The following is a 24645-nucleotide window of genomic DNA, read 5'->3' as shown; positions in this document are numbered from 1 at the left end:
TTCCTACTCCCCGCCCGCGGCGGCGTCGGTGCCCTTGATGTGGCGGGCGGGGTTGTGGCCCCCGTCCAGCAGGCGGACCGCCCACATCAGGTCCTGGGTGCCCTCGTGCTTGACCATGCCGGGGGACACCCCAAGCCGGAAACCGCCCGGCAGCGGCTTGCCCTCGGGCGTACGCGGCAGGAAGTCCAGCGGGCCGGGGCCGTCGGACAGGTAGACCGCGCAGTCGGACAGCACCGCGACCGGGAACAGTCCCACCGCCGCCAGCCGCAGCATCTTGCGGTGCATGTTGACCCGGGCGGCGGAGATCACCGCCGCCCGGATGTCCGGCCGCCAGGTGGGGCGGTCGAGCGCGGGCCACCGCTCACCGGGGCGGTAGCCCGCTCCCTGGGGGCGCTCGCGCAGCTTGCCGATGCCGCCCTTCACCGTCGACTTGATCGCCGACAGTACGGCGGCCTGCCCCGGGTCCACCGTCTTGTGCCGCGCCAGCGCCTCCATGGCGGCGAGGAACTCCGGCTCCGGCATACCGGCCCGGACACCGAGCCGCTCCATGGTGGCCAGGTAGGCGTCGCGCAGCCGGGTGTACCAGGCGTCCAGGTAGGGGCCGTTCTCGGGCCGGAGGTACGCCTCGGCCGGCCGTACCCGGTGCCCGAGCTCCACGGCGTACGCGACCGTCGGCGTGGCGTACCAGGCCGGGCCCTCGGGCCGGCCGCCGTGCGGGGTGAAGGGACTCGGCAGGCGCGGGTCCAGCTCGACCGCCGACAGGTCCACCAGCCAGCAGCCGGGCGTCCTGGCGTCGAACACCGGGGCCTTCACATGGACCGGCGCCCCCAGGCCCACGGTGAGCCGGTTCGCCGCCGCCGCGAACGCCATGTTGACGTCGATGCCCACCGCGTACGGCCGGGCGCACTCGGTGTCGTCCAGCGACTCCGGATCCCGGATCCAGTCGTAGGCCTCCTCGTCGAGGACCTCCTCGGGCGTGCGCCGGTGGCCGCGCGGGTACAGCCCCGCGACGACGGGGTGCTCGTCCGGCGCCTCCGGCGGTGCCGGGTCCACCGGCTCGGCCAGCGCGCCCGGGTTGGGGGCCGGCACCCAGGCGGCGGCCGTCTCGTCCCACACGGCCCGGGTCGGCGGCCGCAGCGCCGTCATCAGCTCCAGACCGGAGACGGCGGTGGAACCGCGCGGGGTGATGACGCGGGTGGCGTAGGAGCCGAGCACATCGGCCAGCTCCGCCGGGTGCAGCCCGGCCGCCGCTCCCCAGGCCCGCGCGTCGAGCGCGCCCCACGGCAGGACGGCGAGCTGCACGCACCGGCGCCGGCCCTCCTCCGCCGGGCGGTAGATCCTGGCCCACGGCCCGAAACCCCGCCGGGTCAGCCGCCACTTCGCCCGGGTCACCTGCCGCACGACCGGGTGGTCGTCCGGCAGCCGGAGCCCGCGCCGGTCCGCCAGCTCGGCGGGCAGCCCGAGCCGGACGGCGGCGGCCTCGGTGAGCACGACCAGCGGGTCGGCGTCCTTGCCGTTGCGGTGCAGCCGGGGCGCGCCGAGCGCGGCCTCGGTGAGGGCCCATTCGACGAGGGAGGGGATGTCCCGGGCGGGGCAGTCGAGGACGAGCCCCCCGAGGCAGTACGCGTTGCCCTCGCCGTCCAGCACGGCGAGCGGCCCGTGCGCGAACCGTGCACCGGCCTCGGCGGTCGCGGGCGCCGGCGCGCCGGCGCCCGGCGCGGCACGGCGGCCCGCCGGGCGGGTGGCCCCGGCCCCGGCGCGCGGGCGACCGTCACCCGGACGGCCCGCCGCGGCCCGGCGCTGCGGCTCCCGGTCCCCGGCCGGTACCGGCTCCGGCGCCGTGACGGCCCGGGTGGCGGGTGGCGTCGTCCCGGGACGCGGCACGGCGGCCGGGGGCCACGCGCCCGGCCGCCCGCCGCGCCACGGCACCGCCGGGTGCGGCGCCGCGTCCCGCGGAGCCGGTGCGGGTCCCGGCGCGGGACCGGAACACGGTGGCGCCGGCTCCCCGGCCCGCGGGCCGGGGCGCTCCGCCGGGCGCGGGGGAGGCGTGGCGTCGGCCGGGCGCGGCGCGGCCTCGTCCGGGGCGGGCGCCGCCTGCGGGGCGGGCACCGGCGGGCGCGGCGCGACCTTGGGGGCAGGTGCCGGAGCGGGGTGGCGTTCCGCCAGGGCGGAGAGCAGCCGCGCGTAGGCCGCGCGCTTCGGGGGGCGCGGGTCCGTGCGGCCGGACTCCCAGCCGGTGACCGTCTCACGCCGCACGGACAGCGCGTGGGCGACCTGCTCCTGGCTCAGTCCGGCGGCCTCGCGCAGCCGTTTGCGTTCCTCGGGGCCGGGCAGCGCGTCCTGCGCCGCCGCCTCCAGCAGCGCGTCGACCGCTGCGAACAGCTGCTCCTGCTCGTCGGGCACGGGCACGTCACCTCCAGTGACGATCACCCTAGCCCAGACGCACCTCCGGACGAACCCGGATCGCACGGCCGCCGTGCCACGCCCAGGACACACGGCGACGACGGCAGTGGCACACCCGTGTCCGGCACCCGCAGCCTCCGGTACGTGACGAGTTCGAACCCCGCCGCCCCGATCGCCGCCAGCGGGTCACGTGCCGTGTGACAGCCGCCGAACAGCAGCGGCCACACCGTACGGTCCAGCGCCCGCTGCGCGGTGGCCAGGGCCCGCCCCGCCGCCCGTCCGTGTTCCAGGAACCGCAGTTCACCGCCCGGCCGCAGGACGCGCCGCACCTCCGCGAGCGCCCGCGGCACGTCCCGGACCGTGCACAGCACCAGGGAGGCGACGGCCGCGTCGAACTCCCCGTCCCCGGCCGGCAGCGCCTCGGCCACACCCGGCACCACGTCCACCGGGACCCCCGCGCGCAGCGCCGCCTCCCGCGCCGCCCCGCGCAGCCGGCGCTCCGGTTCCAGGGCCACCACCCCGGAGACGGCCGACGGGTAGTGCGCGAAGTTCAGCCCGTTGCCCGCGCCGATCTCGACGACCCGGCCGGACAGCCCGGCCAGCAAATCCCGGCGGTGCGCGGCCATCCCGCCCCGGGTTTCGGCGGCCACGCTGACCCGGGCGTAGAAGCGGGCGAACAGCGGATGGCGGACGGCGTCCCGGGAGCTCCCGGTACTGCGCGCGGGCATCGCGGACCTCCACGGGGAGCGGGACGGACCCGGGCATTGTCCACCGTGTCCGCCCCGTGCCGGGTCCGCCCGGGCCCGGCCGGCACCGATCAGCCCCGATCAGCCCCGTACGAGGCAGAATTCGTTGCCCTCCGGGTCGCGCAGCACCTGGAAGTCCCCGTGCGGGTCGGTCACGACGCCACCGACCCGCACCGCGCCCAGCCGCTCCGCCTCCGCCGACGCCGCGTCCATGTCGGCGTCGACGTCCAGGTCCAGGTGGAGCCGGTTCTTCGCGGCCTTGCCCTCCGGTACGCGCTGGAAGGCGACCCGGACGAAACCGGGCGGCTCGACGTAGGACCAGTCCGGGCTCCGGTCCACCGGGTCGCCGCCCAGCAGCGCTGCCCAGAACCGGGCGAGGGAGGCGGGCTCGGCGCAGTCGAAGACGATCTCGTTCACTCGTGTCCGCATGGTCACCAGCGTACGGCGGCCTCGAACGCCTCGGCGTCCCACGCCCCGCCGAGCGGCGGCGCCAGCCAAGTGGCCGCCCGCGCCCGGAAGTCGGCGGGCGCCAGGGCTCCCGCCCCCCGGGGCACCGCGCCCAGCAGCGGAGCGCCCGCCGCCCGGGGCAGGTCCGCCACGTTGCAGCGCTCGGCCAGCCCGGGTTCGTCCGGCCAGCTGCCGATCACCACACCGGCCTGGTCCAGCCCCCGGGCCCGCAGGGCCTCGCCGGTGAGCGCCGCCGTGTTGAGCGTGCCGAGCCCGGCGGGCACCACGACGAGCACCGGGGCGCCCAGCAGCCGCGCCGCGTCCGCGAGGGTGCCGCCGTCCTCGTCGTAGCGCACCAGCAGTCCGCCGGCGCCCTCGACCAGGACCAGGTCGTGCCCGGCGGCCAGCTTCCCGGCGGCCTCGGCCACCGCGTCCGGTGTCACCGGGGCCTTGCCGGCGCGCCGGGCGGCCGTGTCCGGGGCCAGCGGCTCGGGGAACCGGGCCAGTTCGGCGGCCGTCACGCCGCCCGCCAGCCGCACCACCTCGTCGGCGTCGCCCCGCTCACCGGGGCCCACGCCGGTCTGCGCGGGTTTCAGCACGGCGACCGACCGCCCCGCCGCCCGGGCCACCGCGGCGACCGCGGCGGTGACGACGGTCTTGCCGATCTCCGTACCGGTACCGCTGACCACCAGTACCGCCATCTCAGCCCTCCCTCGCCGCCGCGCACACCGCGCGGCCGATCCGTGCCAGGTCCTCCTCGTCCGTGACGTACGGCGGCATCACGTACACCAGGTCCCGGAACGGCCGCAGCCACACCCCCTCGCGCACCGCCGCCGCCGTCGCGGCCGCCATGTCCACCGGGTGGTCCAGCTGCACCACCCCGACGGCGCCCAGCACCCGCACCTCGCGCACCCCCGGCAGTTCCCCGGCCGGCGCGAGCCCTTCGGCCAGCGCGGCCTCGATCCGTTTCACCTCGCCCTGCCAGTCCCGGCCCAGCAGCAGGTCGATCGAGGCACAGGCCACCGCGGCCGCCAGCGGGTTGCCCATGAACGTCGGGCCGTGCGCCAGCACCGGCACCTCGCCGCGCGAGATCCCGTCCGCCACGCGCGGCACGCACAGGGTCGCCGCCATCGACAGGTAACCACCGGTCAGCGCCTTGCCCAGGCACATCACGTCCGGGGAGACGGCGGCGAGCTCCGCCGCGAACAGCGCACCCGTGCGGCCGAACCCGGTGGCGATCTCGTCGAACACCAGGAGTACGTCGTGCTCGTCGCACGCCTCGCGCAGCACCCGCAGGTACTCGGGGGAGTGGAAGCGCATCCCGCCCGCGCCCTGCACCACCGGCTCCACGATCACCGCGGCCAGCTCGTCCGCGTGCCGCGCGACGAGGGCGCGCAGTTCCTCCGCGTAACCCTCCTCGTACGCGGCGGGCGGCGGTCCGGCGAAGACCTGCCGGGGCAGGGCGCCGGACCACAGCTCGTGCATCCCGCCCTCCGGGTCGCACACCGACATCGGCTGCCAGGTGTCCCCGTGGTAGCCGCCGCGCCAGGTCAGCAGCCGCCGCTTGCCCGGCCGTCCCACCGAACGCCAGTACTGCAGGCACATCTTCATGGCGACCTCGACCGCCACCGATCCGGAGTCGGAGAGGAAGACGTGCCGCAGCGGCTCGGGGGTGATCTCCACCAGCCGGGACGCCAGCCGCACGGCGGGCTCATGGGTGAGCCCGCCGAACATCACGTGGCTCATCCGGTCGAGCTGGCCGCGCACCGCCTCGTTGAGCACCGGGTGGTTGTAGCCGTGCACGGCCGACCACCACGACGACATGCCGTCGACCAGCTCGTGCCGCCCGTGCACCGGTTCGGCCAGCCGCAGCCGTACACCCGAGGCGGACGCCACCACCAGTGGTTCCGCCCGTCCCGGCATGGGACCGTACGGGTGCCAGACGTGCTCCCGGTCGAGCGCCAGCAGTTCGGCGGGGGAGAGCGGCTCAGGCATTGGGCGCCAGGTCCGTGCCGGCGCCCCGGCGGCGCACCGCCACCAGGTCGGTGCGGGCGGCGGCGGGGGTTTCCGCGCCGGCCGGCTCCTCGTCGGAGCACACGGAGCCGCACCCGCCGCCCGGACCGCAGGCGCCCTCGGCCCGGTGCTCGGGCAGCGTCGTCGTGTCGGTGCCCTCGACCTCGAAACCGGCGTCCGCGATCATCTCCAGGTCGGCCCGGCCGGCCTGCCCCTCACTGGTGAGGTAGTCGCCCAGGAAGATGGAGTTGGCCAGGTGCAGGGCGAGCGGCTGGAGCGTCCGCAGGTGCACCTCGCGCCCGCCGGCCAGCCGTACCTCGACGTCCGGGCAGACGAACCGCACCATCGCCAGGATGCGCAGCGCCCGCTGCGGGGTGAGGTGCCACTCCTTGGCCAGCGGTGTGCCCTCGAAGGGGATGAGGAAGTTCACCGGCACCGAGTCCGGGTCCAGCTCCCGCAGGGCGAAGACCACGTCGACCAGGTCCTCGTCGCTCTCGCCCATGCCCGCGATCAGCCCCGAGCAGGCCGACAGCCCCGCGGCGTGCGCCTTCTGCACGGTGTCCACCCGGTCCGCGTAGGTGTGGGTGGTGGTGATGTCCCCGTATGTCCCTTCGGAGGTATTGAGGTTGTGGTTGTACGCGTCCGCCCCCGCCGTCCGCAGCCGCTCCGCCTGGCCGTCCGAGAGCAGCCCCAGGCAGGCGCAGACCTCGACGCCCTCGTTCTCCTCCTTGATCGCCTCGATGGTCTTCGAGACCCGGTCGACGTCGCGGTCCGTCGGCCCCCGGCCGCTGGCGACCAGGCACACCCGCTTGGCCCCGCCCGCGACACCCGCCGCGGCCGCCCGGGAGGCCTCCTCGGGCTTCAGCCAGGTGTACTTGAGGATCTCCGCCTTGGAGCCGAGCCGCTGCGAGCAGTACGAGCAGTCCTCCGGGCAGAGGCCCGACTTCAGGTTGACCAGGTAGTTGAGTTTCACCCGCCGCCCGAACCACTGACGGCGCACCTTGCCCGCCGCCGCCACCACATCGAGCAGCTCGTCGTCGGAGGTCGCCAGCACGGCGAGCGCTTCTTCACGGGTCGGCAGCTCGCGCCGAAGCCCCTTGTCCACCAGCGTGTTCAGCAGGTCCATGGCGCCGATCCTGGCCTACGCCGCCCCTCGTGGCCAAGGAGGAACCCCACAACAGGCCCCGCGGCGAGTGTGTGCATGCCCACACTCTGACCTCGCCCGTTCCCGGCTAGGGTCTGTGCGCTGCCTACAAAAGGGACCGAGACATGCCCCAGGCCCCATTCGACTGGACCGACGCCGAGGCGCGCCGCCGCGCGGACGCCGGCCTGGTCCGTACGCTCCGCCCGCGCCCCGCCGAGCCGGATCTGCTGGACCTGGCGAGCAACGACTACCTGGGCCTGACCCGGCACCCGGAGGTCACCGCCGCCGCCGCCGACGCGGCCCGGCGCTGGGGCGCGGGCGCCACCGGCTCCCGGCTGGTCACCGGCACCACCGAGCTCCACGCCGAGCTGGAGCGGGAACTCGCGGAGTTCTGCGGCTTCGAGGCGGCGCTGGTGTTCTCCTCCGGGTACGCGGCCAACCTCGCCGTCCTCACCGCGCTCGGCGCCGCCGGCTCGCTGATCGTCTCCGACGCGGGCAACCACGCCTCCATCGTGGACGGCTGCCGGCTGTCGCGCGCCGAGACCGCGGTCGTGCCGCACGCCGACCCCGAGGCGGTCACCAAGACGCTGGACGCGCACCCGGGGCGCCGCGCCCTGGTGGTCACCGACTCGGTGTTCTCGGTGGACGGAGACGCCGCGCCGCTGGCCGGGCTGGCCGAGGCCTGCCGCGCGCACGGCGCGGCACTGGTCGTGGACGACGCCCACGGCCTGGGCGTCCTGGGCGACGGCGGTCGCGGCGCGGTGCACGCGGCCGGGCTCGCGGGCGCGGCGGACACGGTCGCCACGCTCACCCTGTCCAAGTCCCTGGGCAGCCAGGGCGGAGCGGTGCTCGGCCCGGCCCGGGTCGTCGACCACCTGGTCAACGCCGCCCGCACCTTCATCTTCGACACCGGCCTGGCCCCGGCGGCGGTGGGCGCGGCGCTGGCCGGCCTGCGGCTGCTGCGCCGGGAACCGGACCTGGCGGGGCGGGCCCGTACCGTCGCCGCCACCCTGCACGGGCGGCTCACGGCGGCGGGCCTGACCGCCGTACGGCCGGACGCGGCGGTGGTGTCGGTGCGCGCCCCGTCGGCGGAGCAGGCGGTGCGCTGGGCCGCCGACTGCCGCGCCGAAGGGCTCGCGGTCGGGTGCTTCCGGCCGCCGTCGGTCCCGGACGGCGTCTCGCGGCTGCGGCTGACGGCCCGCGCCGACCTGACCGGGGCTCAGATCGAGACGGCGGTCGCCACCGTCCTGCGGACCGCGCCGCCGGTCAGCTGACCGGCTCCCGGCCGCCCCGCAGGGAGGAGACGAAGGAGGTCCAGGCCGCCGCGGAGAACCGCAGCGGCGGGCCGGTGAGGTGCTTGGAGTCCCGGACGGCCAGCCGTCCGGGGCCGAGGCGGGCGGCCTCGACGCAGTTGTTCATGCCCACGCTGCGGCTGCTGCGCCGCCATCGCAGGCCGTCGTGGTGTGCGAGGTAAGCAGACATGTGGGGTGCCTCTCCCTACGCGCCGTCACCGATCCCGGCGATGAGTTCGGACGACTCCTCGGGCGTGAGGGCGCGCGCCCGCATGGTGCGGAACGCGGCGCAGTACGCCTCGAGGTCTTCCGTGCGTTCGAGATAGAGGCTACTCGTCAAGTGGTCTAGAGCAACCACATCCAGATCAGAAATGTTCGGAAAGGAGAAAATAACGAAAGATCCGGAGAGGCCGACGTAACCCCCGAGTGTGAACGGCAGCACCTGCAACCGCACGTGCGGCAACCCGGCCAGCTCCCGCAGCCGCCGGAGCTGCTCCCGCATCACCGCGCGGCCGCCCACCTCCCGCCGCAGCACCGCCTCGTCGAGCACCGCCTCCAGCCGCAGCGGCGGATCGGCGCGCAGCACCTCCTGACGGGCGATCCGCACCCGCACCAGGGAGTCGACGGTCGCCGCCGGCCACCCCTCCAGCGCCGCCCGGGTCACCGCCCGCGCGTAGTCGGGCGTCTGCAGCAGGCCGGGCACCACCGACGTCTCCAGCGTGCGCGCCGAGCAGGCCTGCGCCTCCAGGCTGATGAAGTCGCGGTACGGGGGCGACAGCACCCCGCGGTACGCGTGCCACCAGCCCGGCCCCCCGCCGTCCGCCGCGCCGGCCAGCGCCTCCAGCAGCGCCCGCAGCCGTGGCTCGCGCACCCCGTACACATCGAGCAGCCGGGTCACGTCGGCGCCGCTCACCCCGCTCGTACCGGTCTCGATCCGGCTCACCTTCGACTGGTGCCAGCCGACCAGCCGGGCGGCTTCCCGGCTGGTCAGGCCCGCACCCAGGCGCAGTCCGCGCAACTCCTCACCCAGCTTGCGCCGGCGCACCGCCGGTCCGTGCCGCGTGCTGCGCACGACCGCCTCCTCCCGCTCCCCGCGCCCGACCGGTCAGCCGGTCAACCCCTCAGTCTGCCGCCCCAATCCGTTCTCGCGTAGCAGGGTTCACCGCTTCGAGCGACAGATATATGCAGCTCTTGCCGGATCGGCCCCACGGGCGGCGACATAAGTGGCACTCTGGCGCGAAGCGCAATCCGAGGCCGGCCGCGAAAGACATCCGCTCCGTGTCGGAAACCGGCCCCGGTGGGAAAGGGACAGCGTCGCCATGGCAGACCACCAGGAAGCCTCCGTCACTCTGCCGAGCGATCCCGCCTCGGTATCCGCCGCCCGGAGGTACGTGGCGGACGTCCTGGCCGAGTGGGGCCTGCCGGGTGAGGCCGAGACGGCCGACACGGTCCGGCTGATCGTCTCCGAGCTCGCCACCAACGCCGTCCAGCACACCTTCGGCCAGTCGCCCACCTTCACGGTGGACGTACGCCTGGAGCGGGACGAGCAACTGCGCATCGGTGTCACCGACAGTCACCCGCGCTGGCCCCGACGGCTGCCGGCCGCCGTCCAGCAGGACAACGGCAGGGGGATGGTCATCATCCGCTGGCTCGCCGCCGAATGCGGGGGCCGGCTCTCGGTCACCCCGACGGCGGAGGGCGGGAAGACCGTGTGGATCGCCCTGCCCTGGACGGCGCCCGTCCAGAGCTGAGCCGCACCCGGCGGGGTGCCACCCGCGAGGCCCTGGTCCCCGCCCGGCCGGAGATCCGGCCACCGTCCCCCTGGCGCCGGGGGCCGTTCGAGGGCCGTCCCGCGGCGGGCTCGCCGCACCGGGAGGGCGCCGGCCGCCGCTCCGGCGCCGGGGACGCCCCGGGTCGTGCCGCGCCGCCGGGGGCTGCGCGTCCCCGGCGCGCTCCAGCGGCGCGCCGGGGACGCGGCACAGGGGCTCTCACCGGCCTCGCGGGACGCGCGTCCCCTGTACCGCGGCGCTTCGGTCGCGTCAGCGGGCGATCAGCGCACGCGTCCGTACCAGACCGACTTCGACCAGATCTTGTCGAGCTTCACCACCGAGCCCGACTTCGGCGAGTGCCAGATCTTGTTGCTACCGGCGTAGATGCCCACGTGGTACACGTTGCGGCCGGAGTGGAAGAAGACGAGATCACCCTTCTGGCGGCTGGACGCCGAGATGTGACGGGTCTTGTTGTACTGCTGCTGCGCCGTGCGCGGCAGGCTCTTGCCGGCCTTCTTGTACGAGTAGAGAGTCAGGCCGGAGCAGTCGAACCGGGACGGACCCGCCGCTCCGTACTTGTACGGCGCGCCCTTCTTGGACGCGGCGACGTTCAGCGCCTTGCTCGCGTGCGCCGGTGCCGCCTGGGCCTCCGACGTGGCGCCGGGCGCCAGCATCGTGCCGCCGACGGCGGCGAGGGTGAGTGCCGAGACGGCACCGGCCCGGGACAGCAGGGACGGGACATGAATCTGCGCAGTCATCGCGCAACCCTTCGTCAGCCGCCTGTGAAGGATGACCTGTCGGGTTCGGGCAGAACGAAGATGCCCGGCCGCTCACGCGGCTTCACCCCAAGGGACGACCGAACCGGAACGGTTCCGGTCACCCCGAACTGCTTGGGTCCTCCACTCCTGCCGATGCACTTCCATCGACCAGTCATCCGGACGGCGGCAGGACTCGGCGTCCGCCCGGACCGCCCCGCCGCGGTGGCGGGGGCTTGTCGTCGTCACGGATCTTGACCCATCAACGAGCGAAATGCCGAGCCGAAACGGCGTTTTGTGAGGCTCCTCACGACTGATCCGTTCGGGTGGACAGAGGGCTTTTGGCGCCACGCGCAGGCCGGGTGGCGATCCCCGTACCAGCACTGGAACGTGATATTCCGCCAGGTGTGTACACGCGGTGCGCAACTCGTGCGGCACGGAATTCCCTCTTCTGCCTACGCCGAACGTGGCCGGTGGTTCCGCCGTCGGTGCGTCCGGTCGCGCCGGCCGACATCCGTCAGACGACGGGGTCCTGAGGCACCGTCACCCGTTCGGCGCGCCGTTCGCCGTCCAGCATCCGCAGGGCGCGTGTCAGCGTTCCCGAGTGCACCTCGCTCTCACCGCGTTGGTGCATCAGCGCCAGTGCGTCGCGCAGCGCCGTCGCGCGCCCGACCAGGGCCTGCGCGGCGCGCAGGGCGCCATAGGTGTGGGTGGCGCGCGCCGGGTTGGCCCGGCCCAGCAGGTCGACCATGCCGAGGTACGCGTCGATGAACTCGTCCTCGGCCCGGGTCAGCGCGGGCAGCGGCGGCGGCTCGGGGGGGGAGCACCGGGTCACCCCCTGCGGCTGGAGACCACTTGGTCCACCAGCCCGTACGCCAGGGCGCCGGCGGCGTCCAGGACCGTGTCGCGCTCGATGTCGGCCTCGATCCGCTCCGGGGCGTGGCCGGTGTGCTCCGCGAGCAGCCCGGCGAGCCGGCCGCGCAGTCGCAGCAGTTCCGCGGCCCGGAGCGCGAGATCCGACGGCTGCCCGCGCAGCGGCTCCTCGACGGCCGGCTGCCGGACGACCACCCGCGCGCCGGGCAGGGCCAGGCGCTTGCCGGGCGCTCCGGCGGCCAGCAGGACGGCGGCGGTGCCGGCCGCCTGGCCCAGACAGGTCGTCGCGACGTCGCAGGTGATGATCCGCATCGTGTCGTGGATCGCGACCATGGCGTCGACCGGACCGCCCGGGGAGTTGACGCAGAGCGAGATGTCCCGGTCGGGCGCGGCGTGTTCCAGGTGCAGCAGCTGGGCGACGACATCGCCGGCGGCGGCGTCGTCGACGGGGGTGCCGAGGAGGATGATCCGCTCCTCGAACAGCTTTCCGTACGGATCGAGAGTGCGGATCCCCGAGCCGGTGCGCTCGGTGAACTCGGGCAGGACGTGACGGGAGGCGGGGCGGGTCATGGCTGTCTCTCTCTGTAGAAAATGTACAGGATGTACAGGCCGTTATGATGGTGAGCATGGCCTACGAGATTCCGGTGACGCAAGCCCGGGCAGAGCTCGCCGATCTGATCAACCGCGTGGTGTACGGCGGCGAACGCGTGGTGGTGACCCGTCACGGCAAGCCGCTGGTCGCCCTGGTCTCGGCCGCTGACCTGGAACGACTCGAAGCCGGCCGGGAGCCGGACGGCGAGCCGGAGGCGCCGGCGGAGGAACGGGTCGTCAGCTCGGTCTCCCGTATCGGCTCCGCCCCGTCCGCCGAGGGCGAACGGGGCGGGTTCGGCATCGCCGCGGAGCACCGGGACCCGCGCCCGGGCAGCGGCCCGCGCCACCCGCATCCGGGCGACTGACGCCGCGACCGGACGTCCGGCGATCGCCCGGCGCGCCCGGCGGACTCGCGCTCCCGGTGGGCGGCCGGACGCGCCTTCCGGCCGCTCCCGTCCACCGGGGATCCCGGCCGCACACGACCGCCTCCGGCACCCCGGCCGGCCGCCCGCGCCGGAGCCGGCCGGGGTGGCCGGGGAGCGGGCCGCGCTCCCGCGTCGGCCATCGCCCGGCAAAGACGCAGTTAACCTCCCGGAAAAACTTCTGCCCGAGATGGAAATATCTCTCGGCCACACTCGTCCTCGCAGGTCAACAGAGTGTTGAACGCGGATAGGGTCCCGCTGCGCCCGGGACGACGCCGGGCGGGAGACTGTGAGGTGGAACGTGCAACTGACCCCGCACGAGCAGGAGCGCCTGCTCGTCCATGTGGCCGCCGACGTGGCGGAGAAGCGCAGGGCGCGCGGAGTGCGGCTGAACCACCCCGAGGCCGTCGCGCTGATCACCTCGCACATCCTGGAGGGCGCCAGGGATGGCCGGACCGTCGGTGAGCTGATGGAGTCCGGCCGGAAGGTGCTCGGCCGCGACGACGTCATGGACGGCATCCCGGAGATGATCCGCGACGTCCAGGTCGAAGCCACCTTCCCCGACGGCACCAAGCTCGTCACCGTCCACGACCCGATCGTCTGACGGGGCGCCGCCGATGATCCCCGGAGAGATCCTGTACGCGGACGGGCCCGTGCCCCTCAACGTGGGGCGCCCGGTCACCCGCCTGACCGTGCTCAACGCCGCCGACCGGCCCGTCCAGGTCGGCTCCCACTACCACTTCGCCGAGGCCAACCCCGGCCTGGTGTTCGAGCGGTCGGCCGCCCACGGCCTGCGGCTGAACATCGCCGCCGGTACCGCCGTGCGCTTCGAGCCCGGCATCCCCGTCGACGTCGAACTCGTCCCCCTGGCCGGACTGCGCCTCGTCCCGGGCCTGCGGGGAGAGACCGGAGGACCCCTCGATGCCTGAGCTCGACCGCGCCGTGTACGCCGATCTGTTCGGACCCACCGCCGGTGACCGGATACGGCTGGCCGACACCGACCTGCTCGTGGAGATCGAGGAGGACCGATGCGGCGGGCCCGGCCGCGCGGGCGACGAGGCGGTGTTCGGCGGCGGCAAGGTGATCCGCGAGTCCATGGGCCAGTCCCGCACCACCCGCGCGCAAGGCGCGCCCGACACGGTCGTCACCGGGGCCGTCGTCATCGACCACTGGGGCGTCGTCAAAGCCGACATCGGTGTCCGGGACGGCCGGATCACCGCCGTCGGCAAGGCCGGCAACCCCGACACCATGGACGGTGTCCACCCCGCTCTCGTCATCGGGCCGGAGACCGAGATCATCGCCGGCAACGGCAAGCTGGTCACCGCCGGCGCGGTCGACGCGCACATCCACTTCATCTCGCCGACCGTCGTGGAACAGGCCCTCACCTCCGGCATCACCACGCTGGTCGGCGGCGGCACCGGGCCCGCCGAGGGCACCAAGGCGACCACCGTGACACCCGGGCCCTGGCACCTGGACCGCATGTTCCGGGCGCTGGAGGCCTACCCCGTCAACATCGGGCTGCTCGGCAAGGGCAACACGATGTCCCGCGAGGCGATGCGCTCCCAACTGCGCGGTGGCGCCCTCGGGTTCAAGATCCACGAGGACTGGGGTGCCACCCCGGCCGTCATCGACGCCTGCCTGAGCGTCTGCGACGAGACCGGGGCGCAGCTCGCCATCCACACCGACACCCTCAACGAGGCCGGCTTCGTGGGCGACACCCTCGCCGCCGTCGCGGGCCGCACCGTCCACGCGTACCACACCGAGGGGGCCGGCGGCGGGCACGCGCCCGACATCATCACCGTGGTCTCCGAGCCCTACGTCCTGCCCAGCTCCACCAACCCCACCCGGCCCCACACCGTCAACACCCTCGAGGAACACCTCGACATGCTGATGGTGTGCCACCACCTCAACCCCGCCGTCCCCGAGGACCTGGCCTTCGCCGAGTCCCGCATCCGGCCCTCCACCATCGCGGCCGAGGACATCCTGCACGACCTGGGGGCCATCTCGATCATCTCCTCCGACTCCCAGGCCATGGGCCGGGTCGGCGAGGTGATCCTGCGGACCTGGCAGACCGCGCACGTGATGAAGAGGCGCCGGGGCGCGCTGCCCGGCGACGGCCGCGCCGACAACCACCGGGTCCGCCGCTATGTCGCCAAGTACACGATCAACCCGGCCGTCGCCCAGGGCCTCGACCGCGAGATCGGGTCCGTCGAGCCCGGCAAACTGGCCGACCTGGTCATCTGGGAGCCCGCGTTCTTCGGCGTCAAACCGCAGACCGTGATCAAGGGCGGTCAGATCGCGTACGCGCAGATGGGTGACGCCAACGCCTCCATCCCCACCCCCCAGCCGGTCCTGCCCCGGCCGATGTTCGGCGCGCGGGGAGGCGCGCCCGCCGCGAACTCCGTCAACTTCGTCACCGGCACGGCCATCGAGGACGGGTTGCCCGAACGCCTCGGGGTGGGCAAGGAGTTCGTACCGATCAGCAGCACCAGGGGCGTGACCAAGGCCGACATGCGGGAGAACGACGCCCTGCCGCGCGTCGAGGTCGACGCCGACACCTTCACGGTGACCATCGACGGGGTGGCGGTCGAGCCCGAGCCGGCCGTCGAACTGCCCATGGCCCAGCGTTACTTCCTCTTCTGACGGGCCGGCCGGATGAGTCGCGCCGCACTCCTCGTCCTCGCCGACGGCCGGTTCCCGGCCGGCGGTCACGCCCACTCCGGTGGCGCCGAACCGGCCGTCAGGGCGGGCCGGATACGGGACGCCCACGAGTTGGAGGCGTTCTGCCGGGGCCGCCTGCACACCACCGGGCTCACCTCCGCCGCCCTGGCGGCGGCGGCCGCCACCGGACTGGACCCGGTCGCGCTCGACGCCGCCGCCGACGCCCGCACCCCCTCGCCCGCGCTGCGCGCCACCGCCCGCAGACTCGGCCGCCAGATGCTGCGGGCCGCCCGCGCCACTTGGCCCGGCCCCGCGCTCGACGCACTGGCCCGGGCCTTCCCGCGCGGGTCCCACCAGCCGGTCGTCCTTGGGCTCACCGCCCGCGCGGCGGGCCTCGGTCCCGAGGACGCCGCGCACTGCGTGGCGTACGAGACGGTCAGCGGTCCCGCCACCGCGGCGGTGCGCCTGCTGAGCCTGGACCCCTTCCAGGCCACCGCCGTCCTCGCCCGCCTCGCCCCCGACCTGGACCGGGTGGCCGCCGCGGCGGCGGTGGCCGCCGCCCGCGTCCCCGACGAGGGCCTCGACGCCCTGCCCGCGGCCTCCGCGCCGCTGCTCGACATCACCGCCGAGCAGCACGCCACCTGGCCCGTACGCCTCTTCGCATCCTGAGAGAGACTGGAGCACCACCATGCACCTCGGCCACGACCACACCGGCCCCGCCGCCCTGAGCGCCGACGCCCACCGCCCCGACGGCACCCGGCGCGCCCTGCGCGTCGGCCTGGGCGGGCCGGTCGGCTCCGGCAAGACCGCCACCGTCGCGGCCCTCTGCCGCGAACTGCGCGACTCCCTGTCCATCGCGGTCGTCACCAACGACATCTACACCCGCGAGGACGCCGAGTTCCTGCTGCGCAACGCCGTCCTGCCGCCCGAGCGGATCGCGGCCGTGGAGACCGGGGCCTGTCCGCACACCGCGATCCGTGACGACATCTCCGCGAACCTGGAAGCCGTGGAGGACCTGGAGGAAGCCGTCGGACCACTCGACCTCGTCCTGGTCGAGTCCGGCGGCGACAACCTCACCGCCACCTTCTCCAAGGGCCTCGTCGACGCCCAGATCTTCATCATCGACGTGGCGGGCGGCGACGACATCCCCCGCAAGGGCGGCCCCGGCGTCACCACCGCCGACCTGCTCGTCATCAACAAGACCGACCTCGCCCCCCACGTCGGCTCCGACCTGGCGCGGATGGCCCGCGACGCCGGGGAGCAGCGCGGCGACCTGCCCGTCGCCTTCACCTCGCTGACCGGCGAGCGGGGCGTCGCGCCGGTCGCCGACTGGGTGCGCGGGCAGCTCGCCGCCTGGACCGCGTGAACCGCGCGGGCGTCCGGGCCACGGCCCGGATCACCGCCGAGGCGGGCGGGGCCCTGCCGGTCCTGCGGAGCGACGGGCCGCTCGCGCTGCGCCGCACCCGCGCCACCGCGCCCGGCGCCCGGGTGACCGTCGTCGGGGCGATGACCGCCCCGCTCGGCGGCGACCGGCTGGCCGTCGAGGTGGACGTACGGGACGGGGCCGCGCTCACCGTCGACTCGGCGGCGGCGACCGTCGCCCTGCCCGGCCGGGCCGCCGGGCCCGCCCACTACGACGTGACGCTGAGGGTCGGCCGGGGCGCGGTGCTGCGCTGGCTGCCGGAGCAGCTCGTCTCCGCGCACGGCTCCGAGCTGAGGACGCGTACCCGGGTCGAACTGGCCGACAGCGCCCGGCTGGTGCTGCGCGAGGAGCAGATCCTGGGCCGCCACGGCGAGGAGCCCGGCACCCTCGCCGGCCGGCTCACCGTCCACCGCGCCGGGCGCCCCCTGCTGGACCAGGAACTCGCCTGGGGTCCGGGGGCGCCCGGCGGATGGGACGGGGGCGCGGTACTGGCGGGGCACCGGGCGGTGGGCCAACTGCTCGTGGTCGACCCGGCCTTCGCGGACCGGCCCGTCGAGCCGCGCCCGCTGGGGCCGGGCGCGGTCCTCGTCCCGCTCGCCGGGCCCGCGGCCCTGGTGACCGCGGTGGCGCCGGACGCGCTGGCGCTGCGGCGCGTGCTCGACGAGGCGCTGGCCGGCCTCACCGGGGACTGACCCGTGGCGGGCCGGGTCAGCCGCCCACGTACCAGCTGAAGCCGCCCGTCGAGGCGGCGACGGCCATCAGGATGCCGAAGATCACCAGGTCGACGACACCGAGCACGATCGCGGCCTTGGCCATGCCCGCGCCGCCCTTGGTCGCCGCCTGCCGGAGACCGACGGCGCCGAAGACGATGGCGAGCGGCCCGAGGATCACATTGAGGAAGAACACGCCGATGACGCCGCAGACCAGCCCCGCGACGGCCAGGCCGTTCGTACGGGACTGCGCGTGCCCATGCGTACCGCTGGTGCCGTAACCGGTCACGATAACTCTCCCTGTCCTGGGGGAACTTGTGGGAGTCCGTGTTGCCCGAAGCGCCGGCGGCATGCCTGCCGCGCCGGAACTCCGCCCCGGCCCGCCTCAGCGCCCCAGGCGGGGGAACCCGCGCCCCGGCCGGTGCTGGGCCGCCGCCTTCACCGTGGCGGCGTACTCGTCCACGTACTCCTGTCCGGACAGCGCGAGGATCCGGTACATGATCTCGTCGGTGACCGCGCGGACCACCGCCTTGTCGTTCTCCATCCCCGCGTACCGGGAGAAGTCCAGTGGCTCGCCGAAGCGGATCGTGACCCGCCTGATCCGGGGAACGACCTTGCCGGGCGGCTGGATCTCGAAGGTGCCCACCATCGCGCAGGGCACGACCGGTACGCCGGCCCTCAGCGCCATCACCGCGACCCCGACCTTGCCCTTGTAGAGGCGTCCGTCGTGGGACCGGGTGCCCTCCGGGTAGATGCCCAGCAGCTCATCCCTGGCCAGCACGCACAGCCCCTCGCGGATGGCCGCCTGCCCGGCCTCCTTGCCCGACCGGTCCACCGGGATCTGCCCGGCGCTGCGGAAGAAGGCGGCGGTCAGCCGGCCCTTGATCCCGGGGCCGGTGAAGTACTCCTGCTTCGCCAGGAAGGTGATGCGCCGCTTGAGGACCGCCGGCATCAGGAAGTGGTCGGAGAAGGACAGGTGGTTGCCCGCCACGATCGCGGCGCCGGTGCCGGGGACGTGCTCCAGGCCCTCGGTCCTGGGCCGGAACAGCAGCCGCAGCACCGGCCCCAGCAGGACGTATTTGAGCAGGTAGTAGAACACGGGCTGGCTCCCTACTGCACCGAATCGGCTCCGGGGCTTGCGTTCTACCAGGTCATGAACGACTGCGAGGGGGATCAGTGTAGGTGCGCGTGTCGGCACGGTCCACCAGGCGGGACAACTCCACCCGTGAGCGCACCCGCAGCAGGGCGAAGACATTGCGCAGGTGGTGGTCGACGGTCCGGGGACTGATGGACATCCGCAGGGCCACCTCGCGGTTGGTGGCCCCCTCGGCGACGCACCGCGCGATCCGGAGCTGCTGGGGCGTCAGCCGGGCCAGCTCACCGGCCGGTCCGCCGCCCGCCGCCTCACCGGTGGCCCGCAGCTCTCCCCGGGTCTGCTCGGCCCAGGCGCCGGCGCCGGAGCGCTCGAAGGCCACCAGGGCGTCCCTGAGCCGGTCCCTCGCCTCGCTGGGCCGGCGCCGCCGCCGCAGCCACTTGCCGTACAGCAGCAGGGTGCGGCCCCGCTCGAAGTCGCCGCCCGCCTCCTCGTGCCGGGCCAGCGCGTCGGCGTACAGGGCGTCCGCGGGCCCGGCCGGCGCCCGCGGGACGCCGCCGCCCTCCGGCACGGCGAGCAGGGCCCGGCAGCGGGCCAGTTGGGCGGGCGCCTGCGGGTCGACCTCCAGCGCGGCCCAGCGGGCGAACTCCTCGGTGGCGGCGAGCGCCTGCGCCTCCTTGCCGGCCGCCACCGCCGCCTCGACGAAGCACGGCACGGCGAGCATACGGACGGCGAAGTGCCCGCAGCGCGGGCCCGGCCGCACCAGGGGGGCCAGCCGGGCCGCGGCCTCGAAGGCCCGGCCGCGACCCAGGTCGGCGCGGGCCGAGGCCCATTCGGCCAGAGTGGCGGCCTGGGCGAGGCCGTGCGGGCGGGCGATCGCCAGGGCGGCCGCGGCGTGCCCGGCCACCGCCGCCGCGTCACCCTCCACCGACGCCACCAGGGCCAGCACGGCGCGCAGATGGGCCACGACATTGGACTGGCCCAGCCGGTGGGCGGCGCGCAGGCCCTCCTGGGCGTGCGCCCCGGCCCTGGCGTGCCGCCCGGCGCGCAACTCGGCGTACGCCAGGTGTTCCAGGCACCGGGGGAGCAGCCCGGCCGGGCCGTGTGCCTGCACGACCGCGACCGCCCGGGCGTGGGCCCGGCAGGCGGTGGCGCTGTCACCGAGGACCAGGGCGGCGGCCCCGGCCCGCAGCAGCCGCTCCGGGGCACCGCCGACGGCCTCCTCGCCCCCGGCTCCCGCGCCGTCCCGCTCGCCCGACTCCGCGTCGGCGGCGCGCCGCAGCGGTGCCCGGGCCGCTTCGAACCGCCCGTCGAGCACCGCGCGCAGCCCGTCCCAGTAGTCCCCGAGCCGACCGTCCCCCGGCCCGTCGCCCAGTGCGGCCAGACAGGCGGTCACGTCCCCCGCCGCCCAGGCCGCGTCCAGGGCGGCGAGCCGGGCCGCGCGGGCGCGCCGGGGGTCGTACGGCGCCAGCAGCCGGGCCGCGACCAGCAGCATGTGGTGGGCGTTGCCCACCGGTCCGTCGGCCAGCAGCAGGGTGCCGCGCACCAGCTCCGCCCGGCCGCGCACGGCGGCCGGGGCCGCGGGCGCCGTCACGCCGGCGAGCAACCGGCGGGCCGGGCGCGGGCGACCGGCGGCGGCGGCGAGCTCGGCGGCGCCCACGAGCCGGGCCGCCCGGGTCGCCTCGGTGGTGACCAGTTCCGCGGCGCGGGCCAGGGCGGCGGAGCGTTCCACCAGCCCCGCCCCCGTACCCGGACCGGCGCCGGACGCCGCGGCGGCCAGGTCGGCGGCCAGCCGGGGAGCCGGGCCGTCGGCCGCCAGGGCCCGGTGCAGCAGCCGGGACAGCCGGTGACCGTCACCGGTGAGCGCGGCCGCGAGCAGCCGGTGCGCGGTGCGCCGCCGGGACAGCGGGGCGCCGGCCAGCACCGTCCGGCGCAGCGGCTCGCTGGCGAACCGGATGAGGCCGCCGACCACGTGGGCCACCCCCGCCGCCTCGGCCGGATCCAGCGCGCCGGGCCGGATCCCGGCCGCGCGCGCGGCCCGCAGGACGGCGTTCGCGTCCGCCCCGGCGGGCCGGGCGGCCGGCTCGTGCGCGGCGGCCGCCAGCAGCAGCAGGAACAAGGTGTCCCGCGGCAGCCCCGCCAGCCGTCCGCCGAACACCGGCAGCAGGACGTCACCGTCGGCCGGCGGCCTGGGCAGCGGGGCGTGCCCGGCGAGCTGCGCCGGTGACAGGCGCTCCGTCAGGGCCCGGAGCAGGGCCGGGTTGCCCTCGGCCTCGTACAGGATCTCCTCCCGTACCGCGGCCTCGGCCGTGCCGCCGGTGAGGTCGTCGACCAGGGCGGCCGCGGCGTGTTCCGGGAGCGGGCCCAGCCGGACCAGGGGCAGGCCCGCGAAGTCGGGGTCGTCGGCGCGGTGCCCGGCCACCGACAGCAGCAGCCCCAGGGCGTGCCGGCCGGCGGCGGCCGGTCCGGTGGCGGCCGCGCGCCGGGCGGCGAAGCCGAGCGCGGCCCGTGACGCGTCGTCCCACAGGTGCGCGTCGTCGACGCAGACCAGCAGGGGGCCCGGGCGGGCGCGGAGCACCTCGGCCAGGGCGCCCGGCGCCAGGCCCGAGCGCAGGACGTCGGCGGGCGCGGTGCCCGGCGAACCGGCGGCCGCGCACAGCAGGGCGTGCGCCCCGCTGTGGGGCAGGTCGCTCTCGGCCGGTGCCGCCCGGGTGTGCGCCACCGCCCCGGGCGCGAAGTCCCGGGCGGCCCGGCCCAGCAGCGCGGAGCGGCCCAGTCCCGGTTCGGCGGTGAGCAGCAGCGCGCCGTCGCGCCCGGACCGCAGCCGGTCCAACAGGGCGGTGACGGCGGCCAGTTCCGCGCTCCGCCCGTACAGCCGGAGAGAACTCCGCGGGATCGTCTTTCCGGTCACGGCTGTCACGTTACTTCCGCGTAAACAGCGGCGGAAGCCTCGGGTCCGTGCCGTCCGGCCGCCGCCCCGTGCGACGGCGCCGGCCGGGCGGTACGGCCGGGCGGCTCAGGAGTCGTGCGGACAGGTGCCCCGGTACTCCTCGATGGTGGAGCTGGGCCGGGGCAGCGGGCAGAGGAACTGCTCGTAGCGGGTGTCGTTGTCGATGAATCTCTTGAGCCAGGAGACGCTGTACTTCGCGATGGTGGTGTTGGGGGAGTTGGGCGCGAAGTGGTCGGCGTTGTTCAGCTCCAGGTACGCCTTGTCGAGCGTGCCGGGCAGGCTCTGGTAGAAGGGCTCCGAGTGCGAGGCGACCGGTGCGATCGAGTCGCCGTCCGCCCCCACCACCAGGGTCGGCGTCTGGATCTCCGGCCAGCTCTTGTCGGTGTTCCAGCCGGTCAGGGGTATCGCCGCCTGGAGGGACGGCCGTGACTTGGCCGCTTCCAGCGAGCCGCCGCCGCCCATCGAATGGCCCATCACCCCCAGCCGGGTGCTGTCGATCCGGCCGCGCACGGTGCTGCGCTGGGTGAGGTGGTCCAGCGCGGCCAGCAGCTGGCGGCCCCGGCTGGCCGGCTGGTCGACGGTGCTGAGGGTGTCGATGGTGAACACCACGAACCCCTGCGAGGCGAGCCGGGGGCCGAGCCAGGCGATGGAGGACTGGGTGCCGGTGTAGCCCGGTGAGACGGCCACCGCACCGAAGGTGCCGTCACTGGTGGAGGTGGGGTAGTAGATGGTGCCCCCGCCGAAGCCGGTGGCGCTCAGGGCGGAGACGGTCGTCTGGGAGACCGCGTAGGGGCCGCGGGCGGCCTCGATGCTCGCGGTGGTCGGGGCGGGGCCCCGCTCGTAGGGGTTGTCCGCGGCCAGGGCGCCGGGGCTCATGGCGGTGCTCAGGGCACCGGCGGTCAGCAGGGTGGCCAGGCCGGTGGGGAGCGCCCGTGACCGGCGCCCGGTCCGGGGGGCGCGGCTGCCGGGCGTTCCGCTGTTCTCTCGCTGTCGCTGCACGACGGGGTCGTCCTCTCGGTCGTGGGGGGCCGCCGGTGCCACCGGGCGGTCCCGCCGTGTGTGCCGGGGGGCCACTGTCGGTCCGGGCCGGGGACGCGGGCATCGGCCAAATCACCTGTCTCCCGTTTCGCGGGCGGCCACAGGGGGCGAGGATGGTTCAGGAGGTGCGGGTGAGGCGTGACCCGGTACCGAAGGGGTAGTCGTCCCGCCGCACGTCGAGCGACCCGTACAAGCCGGTACGCACCCGTACGGCACGTGATATGTGTGGTGACCATGTACGACCCTGTATGTGCCTGTACGGCCGTTCCGAGCCGCCAGGAGGCCGGACGAGCCGTACGACGAGGAGCGTGAGCCGTATGACCGAGACGGCCGGCCGCAGGACGGCCCCCGACGGTGCGACCGTGCTGCCCACCGTGACCAGCCTGGAGGAACTTGGTGAGCTGCTGGACCGGGAGGGGCCGCTCTATGTGCGCTGGTCCCGGGGCCCGGTCCACGACCTGGCCGAGACCCAGAGCCTGGACTACCTCACCGGGATCCCCATGCCCGGCCTGTCCGCCAACCCGCTCGGGGTCGAGAGCTGGTGGGGCGACCGCTCACTGCGCCTGTGGGTGGCCCGTCGCCTGTACGACTACTGCCACCTGCGCAGGGAGCGGGACGGCGACATCCGCCCCTGGACGCTGCGCGGCCGGGAGGTGGCCCGGGGCCCGGACAACGAGCCGCTGGTGCGCGACATCGAGCCGGTGAGCTGGATCGACCTCGCGGTGATCGAGGAGGCCGAGGAGGAGGTGGCCCGCCAGCCACGGCCGTGGGGGCCGATCCGCCGCTGACCGTGTGACCAACGTCCCGCGTGCCCCCGGGCACCGGGGGAAGACGCGGCGACATGTCCACAGCGATGGAAACGAAGGATCAGCCGCTCAAGCGGGCCCTCACCACCCCCCTGCTCTACTTCTTCATCCTCGGCGACGTGCTCGGCGCCGGCGTGTACGTCCTGATCGGCCAGGTCGCCGCCGACTCGGGCGGCGCCGTGTGGGTGCCGCTGGCCGTGGCGCTCGGACTGGCGCTGCTGACGGCCGCCTCCTACGCCGAGCTCGCCACCAAGTACCCCAGAGCCGGCGGGGCCTCCCACTACGCCACCCGCGCCTACGGGCCGTTCGCCGGCTTCGTCGCCGGGTTCTGCATGCTGGCCGCGGGCGTCGTCTCGGTCGCGGCGCTGGCCAGGGGCTTCGCGGGTGACTACCTGACGGAGTTCGTCACCGTCCCGGTCGCGCTCGTCGCCGTGCTGTTCCTGGTCGCCCTCGCCCTGCTCAACGCGCGGGGCATCCGGGAGTCCACCCGGGCCAACGCCGTCGCCACGGTGGTCGAGGTGGGCGGCCTGGCCGTCATCGTGGTGCTGGGCGCCTGGCTGCTGCTGCGCGGCGACGGCGACCTGGGGCGGCTCACCCGGCTCGGCACGGCGGAGAAGGGCGCGGCCGCCGCCGTCCTGAGCGGCTCGGTCCTCGCCTTCTACTCGTTCGTGGGCTTCGAGACCTCGGTCAACGTCGCCGAGGAGACCCGCGACCCGCGCCGCTCCTACCCGCGTGCCCTGTTCGGCGCGCTGGCCACGGCGGGCGGGGTGTACGTCCTGGTCGGGCTGGCCGCCTCCGCCGCCGTACCGACCGACGTCCTGGCCCGGTCCAGCGGGCCGCTGCTGGAGGTCGTCAGGGCCGCCGGCGGCGTGCCCGTCGAGCTGTTCAGCGCCGTCGCGCTGGTGGCCGTCGCCAACGGCGCCCTGCTCACCGGGATCATGTCCTCCCGCCTCGCCTACGGCATGGCCCGCGACGGACTGCTCCCCGCCGCCCTGACCCGGGTGCTGCCCCGCCGGCGCACCCCCTGGGTCGCCATCGCGGCCACCACGGCGCTGGCGCTGCTGCTCGCCCTCACCGGAAGCGTCGCCACCCTCGCCTCCACCCTGGTGCTGCTGCTCCTGGTGGTGTTCTTCATGGTCAACACCGCCGTGCTGGTGCTGCGGCGCCGGGAGGAGGGGGAGCCCGGCCACTTCCGGGCACCGACCGTGCTCCCGGTGCTGGGAGCGGCCTCCTGCGTACTGCTCGCCACCCAGATCGAGGCACAGGTGTGGCTGCGCGGCCTGCTGGTGCTGGCCGTGGGCGCGGTACTGGGGGCCGTCGCCGCCGCCCGGCGCGGTGGCCGGTCAGCCGTCGCGGGTGGCGACCACTCCTAGCGTGACCAGGCCGAGCACGACCCAGCCGAACCACAGCCACCCGTTGCTGCCGAGCGCCACCGTGTAAGCGGTGGTCAGGACCAGCGCCCCGAGGGTGAGCGCCCCCATCGCCTTCGTGGAACCGGACATGTGCGTC

The 24645-nt window shown here is 75.2% G+C and carries 27 protein-coding genes and 1 riboswitch; of the genes, 11 read left to right on the top strand and 16 right to left on the bottom strand.

The window, feature by feature from the left end; all coding sequences use genetic code 11:
* Positions 1-3: 3 nt before the first annotated feature.
* The 6 genes from AB0H53_RS05850 to bioB form a co-directional block, all read right to left on the bottom strand.
* Positions 4-2403 carry a helix-turn-helix domain-containing protein gene (locus AB0H53_RS05850; RefSeq protein ID WP_362107779.1) on the bottom strand — a complete coding sequence of 800 codons (2400 nt, stop codon included), beginning with the start codon at positions 2401-2403 and terminating at the stop codon, positions 4-6.
* Between the two features lie 23 nt (positions 2404-2426).
* On the bottom strand, positions 2427-3131 hold the full coding sequence (locus AB0H53_RS05845) for a methyltransferase domain-containing protein (protein WP_362107776.1): 705 nt from the start codon (positions 3129-3131) through the stop codon (positions 2427-2429).
* Between the two features lie 99 nt (positions 3132-3230).
* Positions 3231-3578, bottom strand: a complete 348-nt coding sequence (locus AB0H53_RS05840) for a VOC family protein (RefSeq protein WP_362107774.1) — start codon at positions 3576-3578, stop codon at positions 3231-3233.
* Between the two features lie 2 nt (positions 3579-3580).
* The gene (bioD, locus tag AB0H53_RS05835; protein ID WP_362107771.1) at positions 3581-4297 is read right to left on the bottom strand and encodes a dethiobiotin synthase; all 717 of its coding nucleotides are present in this window, start codon (positions 4295-4297) and stop codon (positions 3581-3583) included.
* Between the two features lies 1 nt (position 4298).
* Positions 4299-5591: an adenosylmethionine--8-amino-7-oxononanoate transaminase gene (locus tag AB0H53_RS05830; protein WP_362107768.1), complete on the bottom strand. Its 1293-nt coding sequence runs from the start codon at positions 5589-5591 to the stop codon at positions 4299-4301.
* On the bottom strand, positions 5584-6735 hold the full coding sequence (gene bioB, locus AB0H53_RS05825; RefSeq protein WP_362107765.1) for a biotin synthase BioB: 1152 nt from the start codon (positions 6733-6735) through the stop codon (positions 5584-5586). Before bioB ends, AB0H53_RS05830 begins: the two co-directional genes overlap by 8 nt.
* 143 nt (positions 6736-6878) lie before the next feature.
* On the opposite strand from bioB, the gene AB0H53_RS05820 reads away from it, so the two are divergent.
* Positions 6879-8027: an 8-amino-7-oxononanoate synthase gene (locus tag AB0H53_RS05820; RefSeq protein ID WP_362107762.1), complete on the top strand. Its 1149-nt coding sequence runs from the start codon at positions 6879-6881 to the stop codon at positions 8025-8027.
* Here AB0H53_RS05820 and AB0H53_RS05815 read toward each other — a convergent pair.
* Together AB0H53_RS05815 and AB0H53_RS05810 are read right to left on the bottom strand one after the other, a co-directional pair.
* Complete coding sequence (locus tag AB0H53_RS05815) at positions 8020-8235, bottom strand: DUF397 domain-containing protein (RefSeq protein WP_362107759.1); 216 nt, start codon at positions 8233-8235, stop codon at positions 8020-8022. The two genes, AB0H53_RS05820 and AB0H53_RS05815, sit on opposite strands and share 8 nt — an antisense overlap.
* Positions 8236-8250: 15 nt before the next feature.
* Positions 8251-9117, bottom strand: a complete 867-nt coding sequence (locus AB0H53_RS05810) for a helix-turn-helix transcriptional regulator (RefSeq protein ID WP_362107756.1) — start codon at positions 9115-9117, stop codon at positions 8251-8253.
* A 247-nt stretch (positions 9118-9364) separates the two neighbouring features.
* Here AB0H53_RS05810 and AB0H53_RS05805 point away from each other — a divergent pair, with 247 nt between their 5' ends.
* Positions 9365-9796, top strand: coding sequence for an ATP-binding protein (locus AB0H53_RS05805; RefSeq protein ID WP_362107753.1), 432 nt, complete (start codon positions 9365-9367; stop codon positions 9794-9796).
* 299 nt (positions 9797-10095) lie between these two features.
* On the opposite strand, the gene AB0H53_RS05800 is transcribed toward AB0H53_RS05805, so the two are convergent.
* The 3 genes from AB0H53_RS05800 to AB0H53_RS05790 all read right to left on the bottom strand — a co-directional run bounded on the left by AB0H53_RS05800 (position 10096) and on the right by AB0H53_RS05790 (position 12012).
* On the bottom strand, positions 10096-10572 hold the full coding sequence (locus AB0H53_RS05800) for a C40 family peptidase (RefSeq protein WP_362107750.1): 477 nt from the start codon (positions 10570-10572) through the stop codon (positions 10096-10098).
* 3 nt (positions 10573-10575) lie between these two features.
* Positions 10576-10768, bottom strand: a riboswitch (cyclic di-AMP (ydaO/yuaA leader).
* A gap of 318 nt (positions 10769-11086) precedes the next feature.
* Positions 11087-11404, bottom strand: a complete 318-nt coding sequence (locus AB0H53_RS05795; protein ID WP_362107748.1) for a hypothetical protein — start codon at positions 11402-11404, stop codon at positions 11087-11089.
* On the bottom strand, positions 11401-12012 hold the full coding sequence (locus tag AB0H53_RS05790; protein ID WP_362107745.1) for an ATP-dependent Clp protease proteolytic subunit: 612 nt from the start codon (positions 12010-12012) through the stop codon (positions 11401-11403). Before AB0H53_RS05790 ends, AB0H53_RS05795 begins: the two co-directional genes overlap by 4 nt.
* A gap of 56 nt (positions 12013-12068) precedes the next feature.
* Here AB0H53_RS05790 and AB0H53_RS05785 point away from each other — a divergent pair, with 56 nt between their 5' ends.
* The 7 genes from AB0H53_RS05785 (at position 12069) to AB0H53_RS05755 (ending at position 17231) form a co-directional block, all read left to right on the top strand.
* Positions 12069-12398 (top strand): type II toxin-antitoxin system Phd/YefM family antitoxin, encoded by a 330-nt coding sequence (locus AB0H53_RS05785; protein WP_362107742.1) that lies wholly within the window; start codon positions 12069-12071, stop codon positions 12396-12398.
* Positions 12399-12756: 358 nt separating this feature from the next.
* Positions 12757-13059, top strand: a complete 303-nt coding sequence (locus tag AB0H53_RS05780; RefSeq protein WP_362107739.1) for an urease subunit gamma — start codon at positions 12757-12759, stop codon at positions 13057-13059.
* 13 nt (positions 13060-13072) lie between these two features.
* Positions 13073-13384: an urease subunit beta gene (locus tag AB0H53_RS05775; RefSeq protein WP_362107736.1), complete on the top strand. Its 312-nt coding sequence runs from the start codon at positions 13073-13075 to the stop codon at positions 13382-13384.
* Positions 13377-15098, top strand: a complete 1722-nt coding sequence (locus AB0H53_RS05770) for an urease subunit alpha (protein ID WP_362107733.1) — start codon at positions 13377-13379, stop codon at positions 15096-15098. The genes AB0H53_RS05775 and AB0H53_RS05770 overlap by 8 nt, the downstream gene beginning before the upstream one ends.
* 12 nt (positions 15099-15110) lie before the next feature.
* A complete protein-coding gene (locus tag AB0H53_RS05765; RefSeq protein ID WP_362107726.1) occupies positions 15111-15785 on the top strand; it encodes an urease accessory UreF family protein in 675 nt (224 codons plus the stop codon).
* Positions 15786-15804: 19 nt separating this feature from the next.
* Positions 15805-16482, top strand: a complete 678-nt coding sequence (gene ureG, locus AB0H53_RS05760; RefSeq protein WP_362107723.1) for an urease accessory protein UreG — start codon at positions 15805-15807, stop codon at positions 16480-16482.
* On the top strand, positions 16479-17231 hold the full coding sequence (locus AB0H53_RS05755) for an urease accessory protein UreD (protein ID WP_362107720.1): 753 nt from the start codon (positions 16479-16481) through the stop codon (positions 17229-17231). Before ureG ends, AB0H53_RS05755 begins: the two co-directional genes overlap by 4 nt.
* Before the next feature lie 16 nt (positions 17232-17247).
* Here AB0H53_RS05755 and AB0H53_RS05750 read toward each other — a convergent pair whose 3' ends face one another.
* The 4 genes from AB0H53_RS05750 to AB0H53_RS05735 form a co-directional block, all read right to left on the bottom strand.
* On the bottom strand, positions 17248-17538 hold the full coding sequence (locus AB0H53_RS05750) for a DUF4190 domain-containing protein (RefSeq protein WP_362107718.1): 291 nt from the start codon (positions 17536-17538) through the stop codon (positions 17248-17250).
* 96 nt (positions 17539-17634) lie between these two features.
* A complete protein-coding gene (locus tag AB0H53_RS05745) occupies positions 17635-18348 on the bottom strand; it encodes a lysophospholipid acyltransferase family protein (protein ID WP_362107715.1) in 714 nt (237 codons plus the stop codon).
* A gap of 52 nt (positions 18349-18400) precedes the next feature.
* Positions 18401-21253 (bottom strand): LuxR family transcriptional regulator, encoded by a 2853-nt coding sequence (locus AB0H53_RS05740; protein ID WP_362107712.1) that lies wholly within the window; start codon positions 21251-21253, stop codon positions 18401-18403.
* A 105-nt stretch (positions 21254-21358) separates the two neighbouring features.
* A complete protein-coding gene (locus AB0H53_RS05735; RefSeq protein WP_362107995.1) occupies positions 21359-22207 on the bottom strand; it encodes a dienelactone hydrolase family protein in 849 nt (282 codons plus the stop codon).
* A 440-nt stretch (positions 22208-22647) separates the two neighbouring features.
* On the opposite strand from AB0H53_RS05735, the gene AB0H53_RS05730 reads away from it, so the two are divergent.
* Together AB0H53_RS05730 and AB0H53_RS05725 are read left to right on the top strand one after the other, a co-directional pair.
* The gene (locus AB0H53_RS05730; RefSeq protein WP_362107709.1) at positions 22648-23118 is read left to right on the top strand and encodes a DUF6098 family protein; all 471 of its coding nucleotides are present in this window, start codon (positions 22648-22650) and stop codon (positions 23116-23118) included.
* A gap of 65 nt (positions 23119-23183) precedes the next feature.
* The gene (locus tag AB0H53_RS05725) at positions 23184-24509 is read left to right on the top strand and encodes an APC family permease (RefSeq protein ID WP_362107706.1); all 1326 of its coding nucleotides are present in this window, start codon (positions 23184-23186) and stop codon (positions 24507-24509) included.
* Here the strand turns inward: AB0H53_RS05725 and AB0H53_RS05720 are convergent.
* Positions 24480-24638, bottom strand: a complete 159-nt coding sequence (locus tag AB0H53_RS05720) for a hypothetical protein (protein ID WP_362107703.1) — start codon at positions 24636-24638, stop codon at positions 24480-24482. The genes AB0H53_RS05725 and AB0H53_RS05720 overlap by 30 nt on opposite strands.
* Positions 24639-24645: the final 7 nt, after the last annotated feature.

This window comes from Streptomyces sp. NPDC050856 (assembly GCF_040653855.1).
Lineage (GTDB): Bacteria > Actinomycetota > Actinomycetes > Streptomycetales > Streptomycetaceae > Streptomyces.
This window is presented reverse-complemented; position numbering and strand designations above follow the sequence as displayed.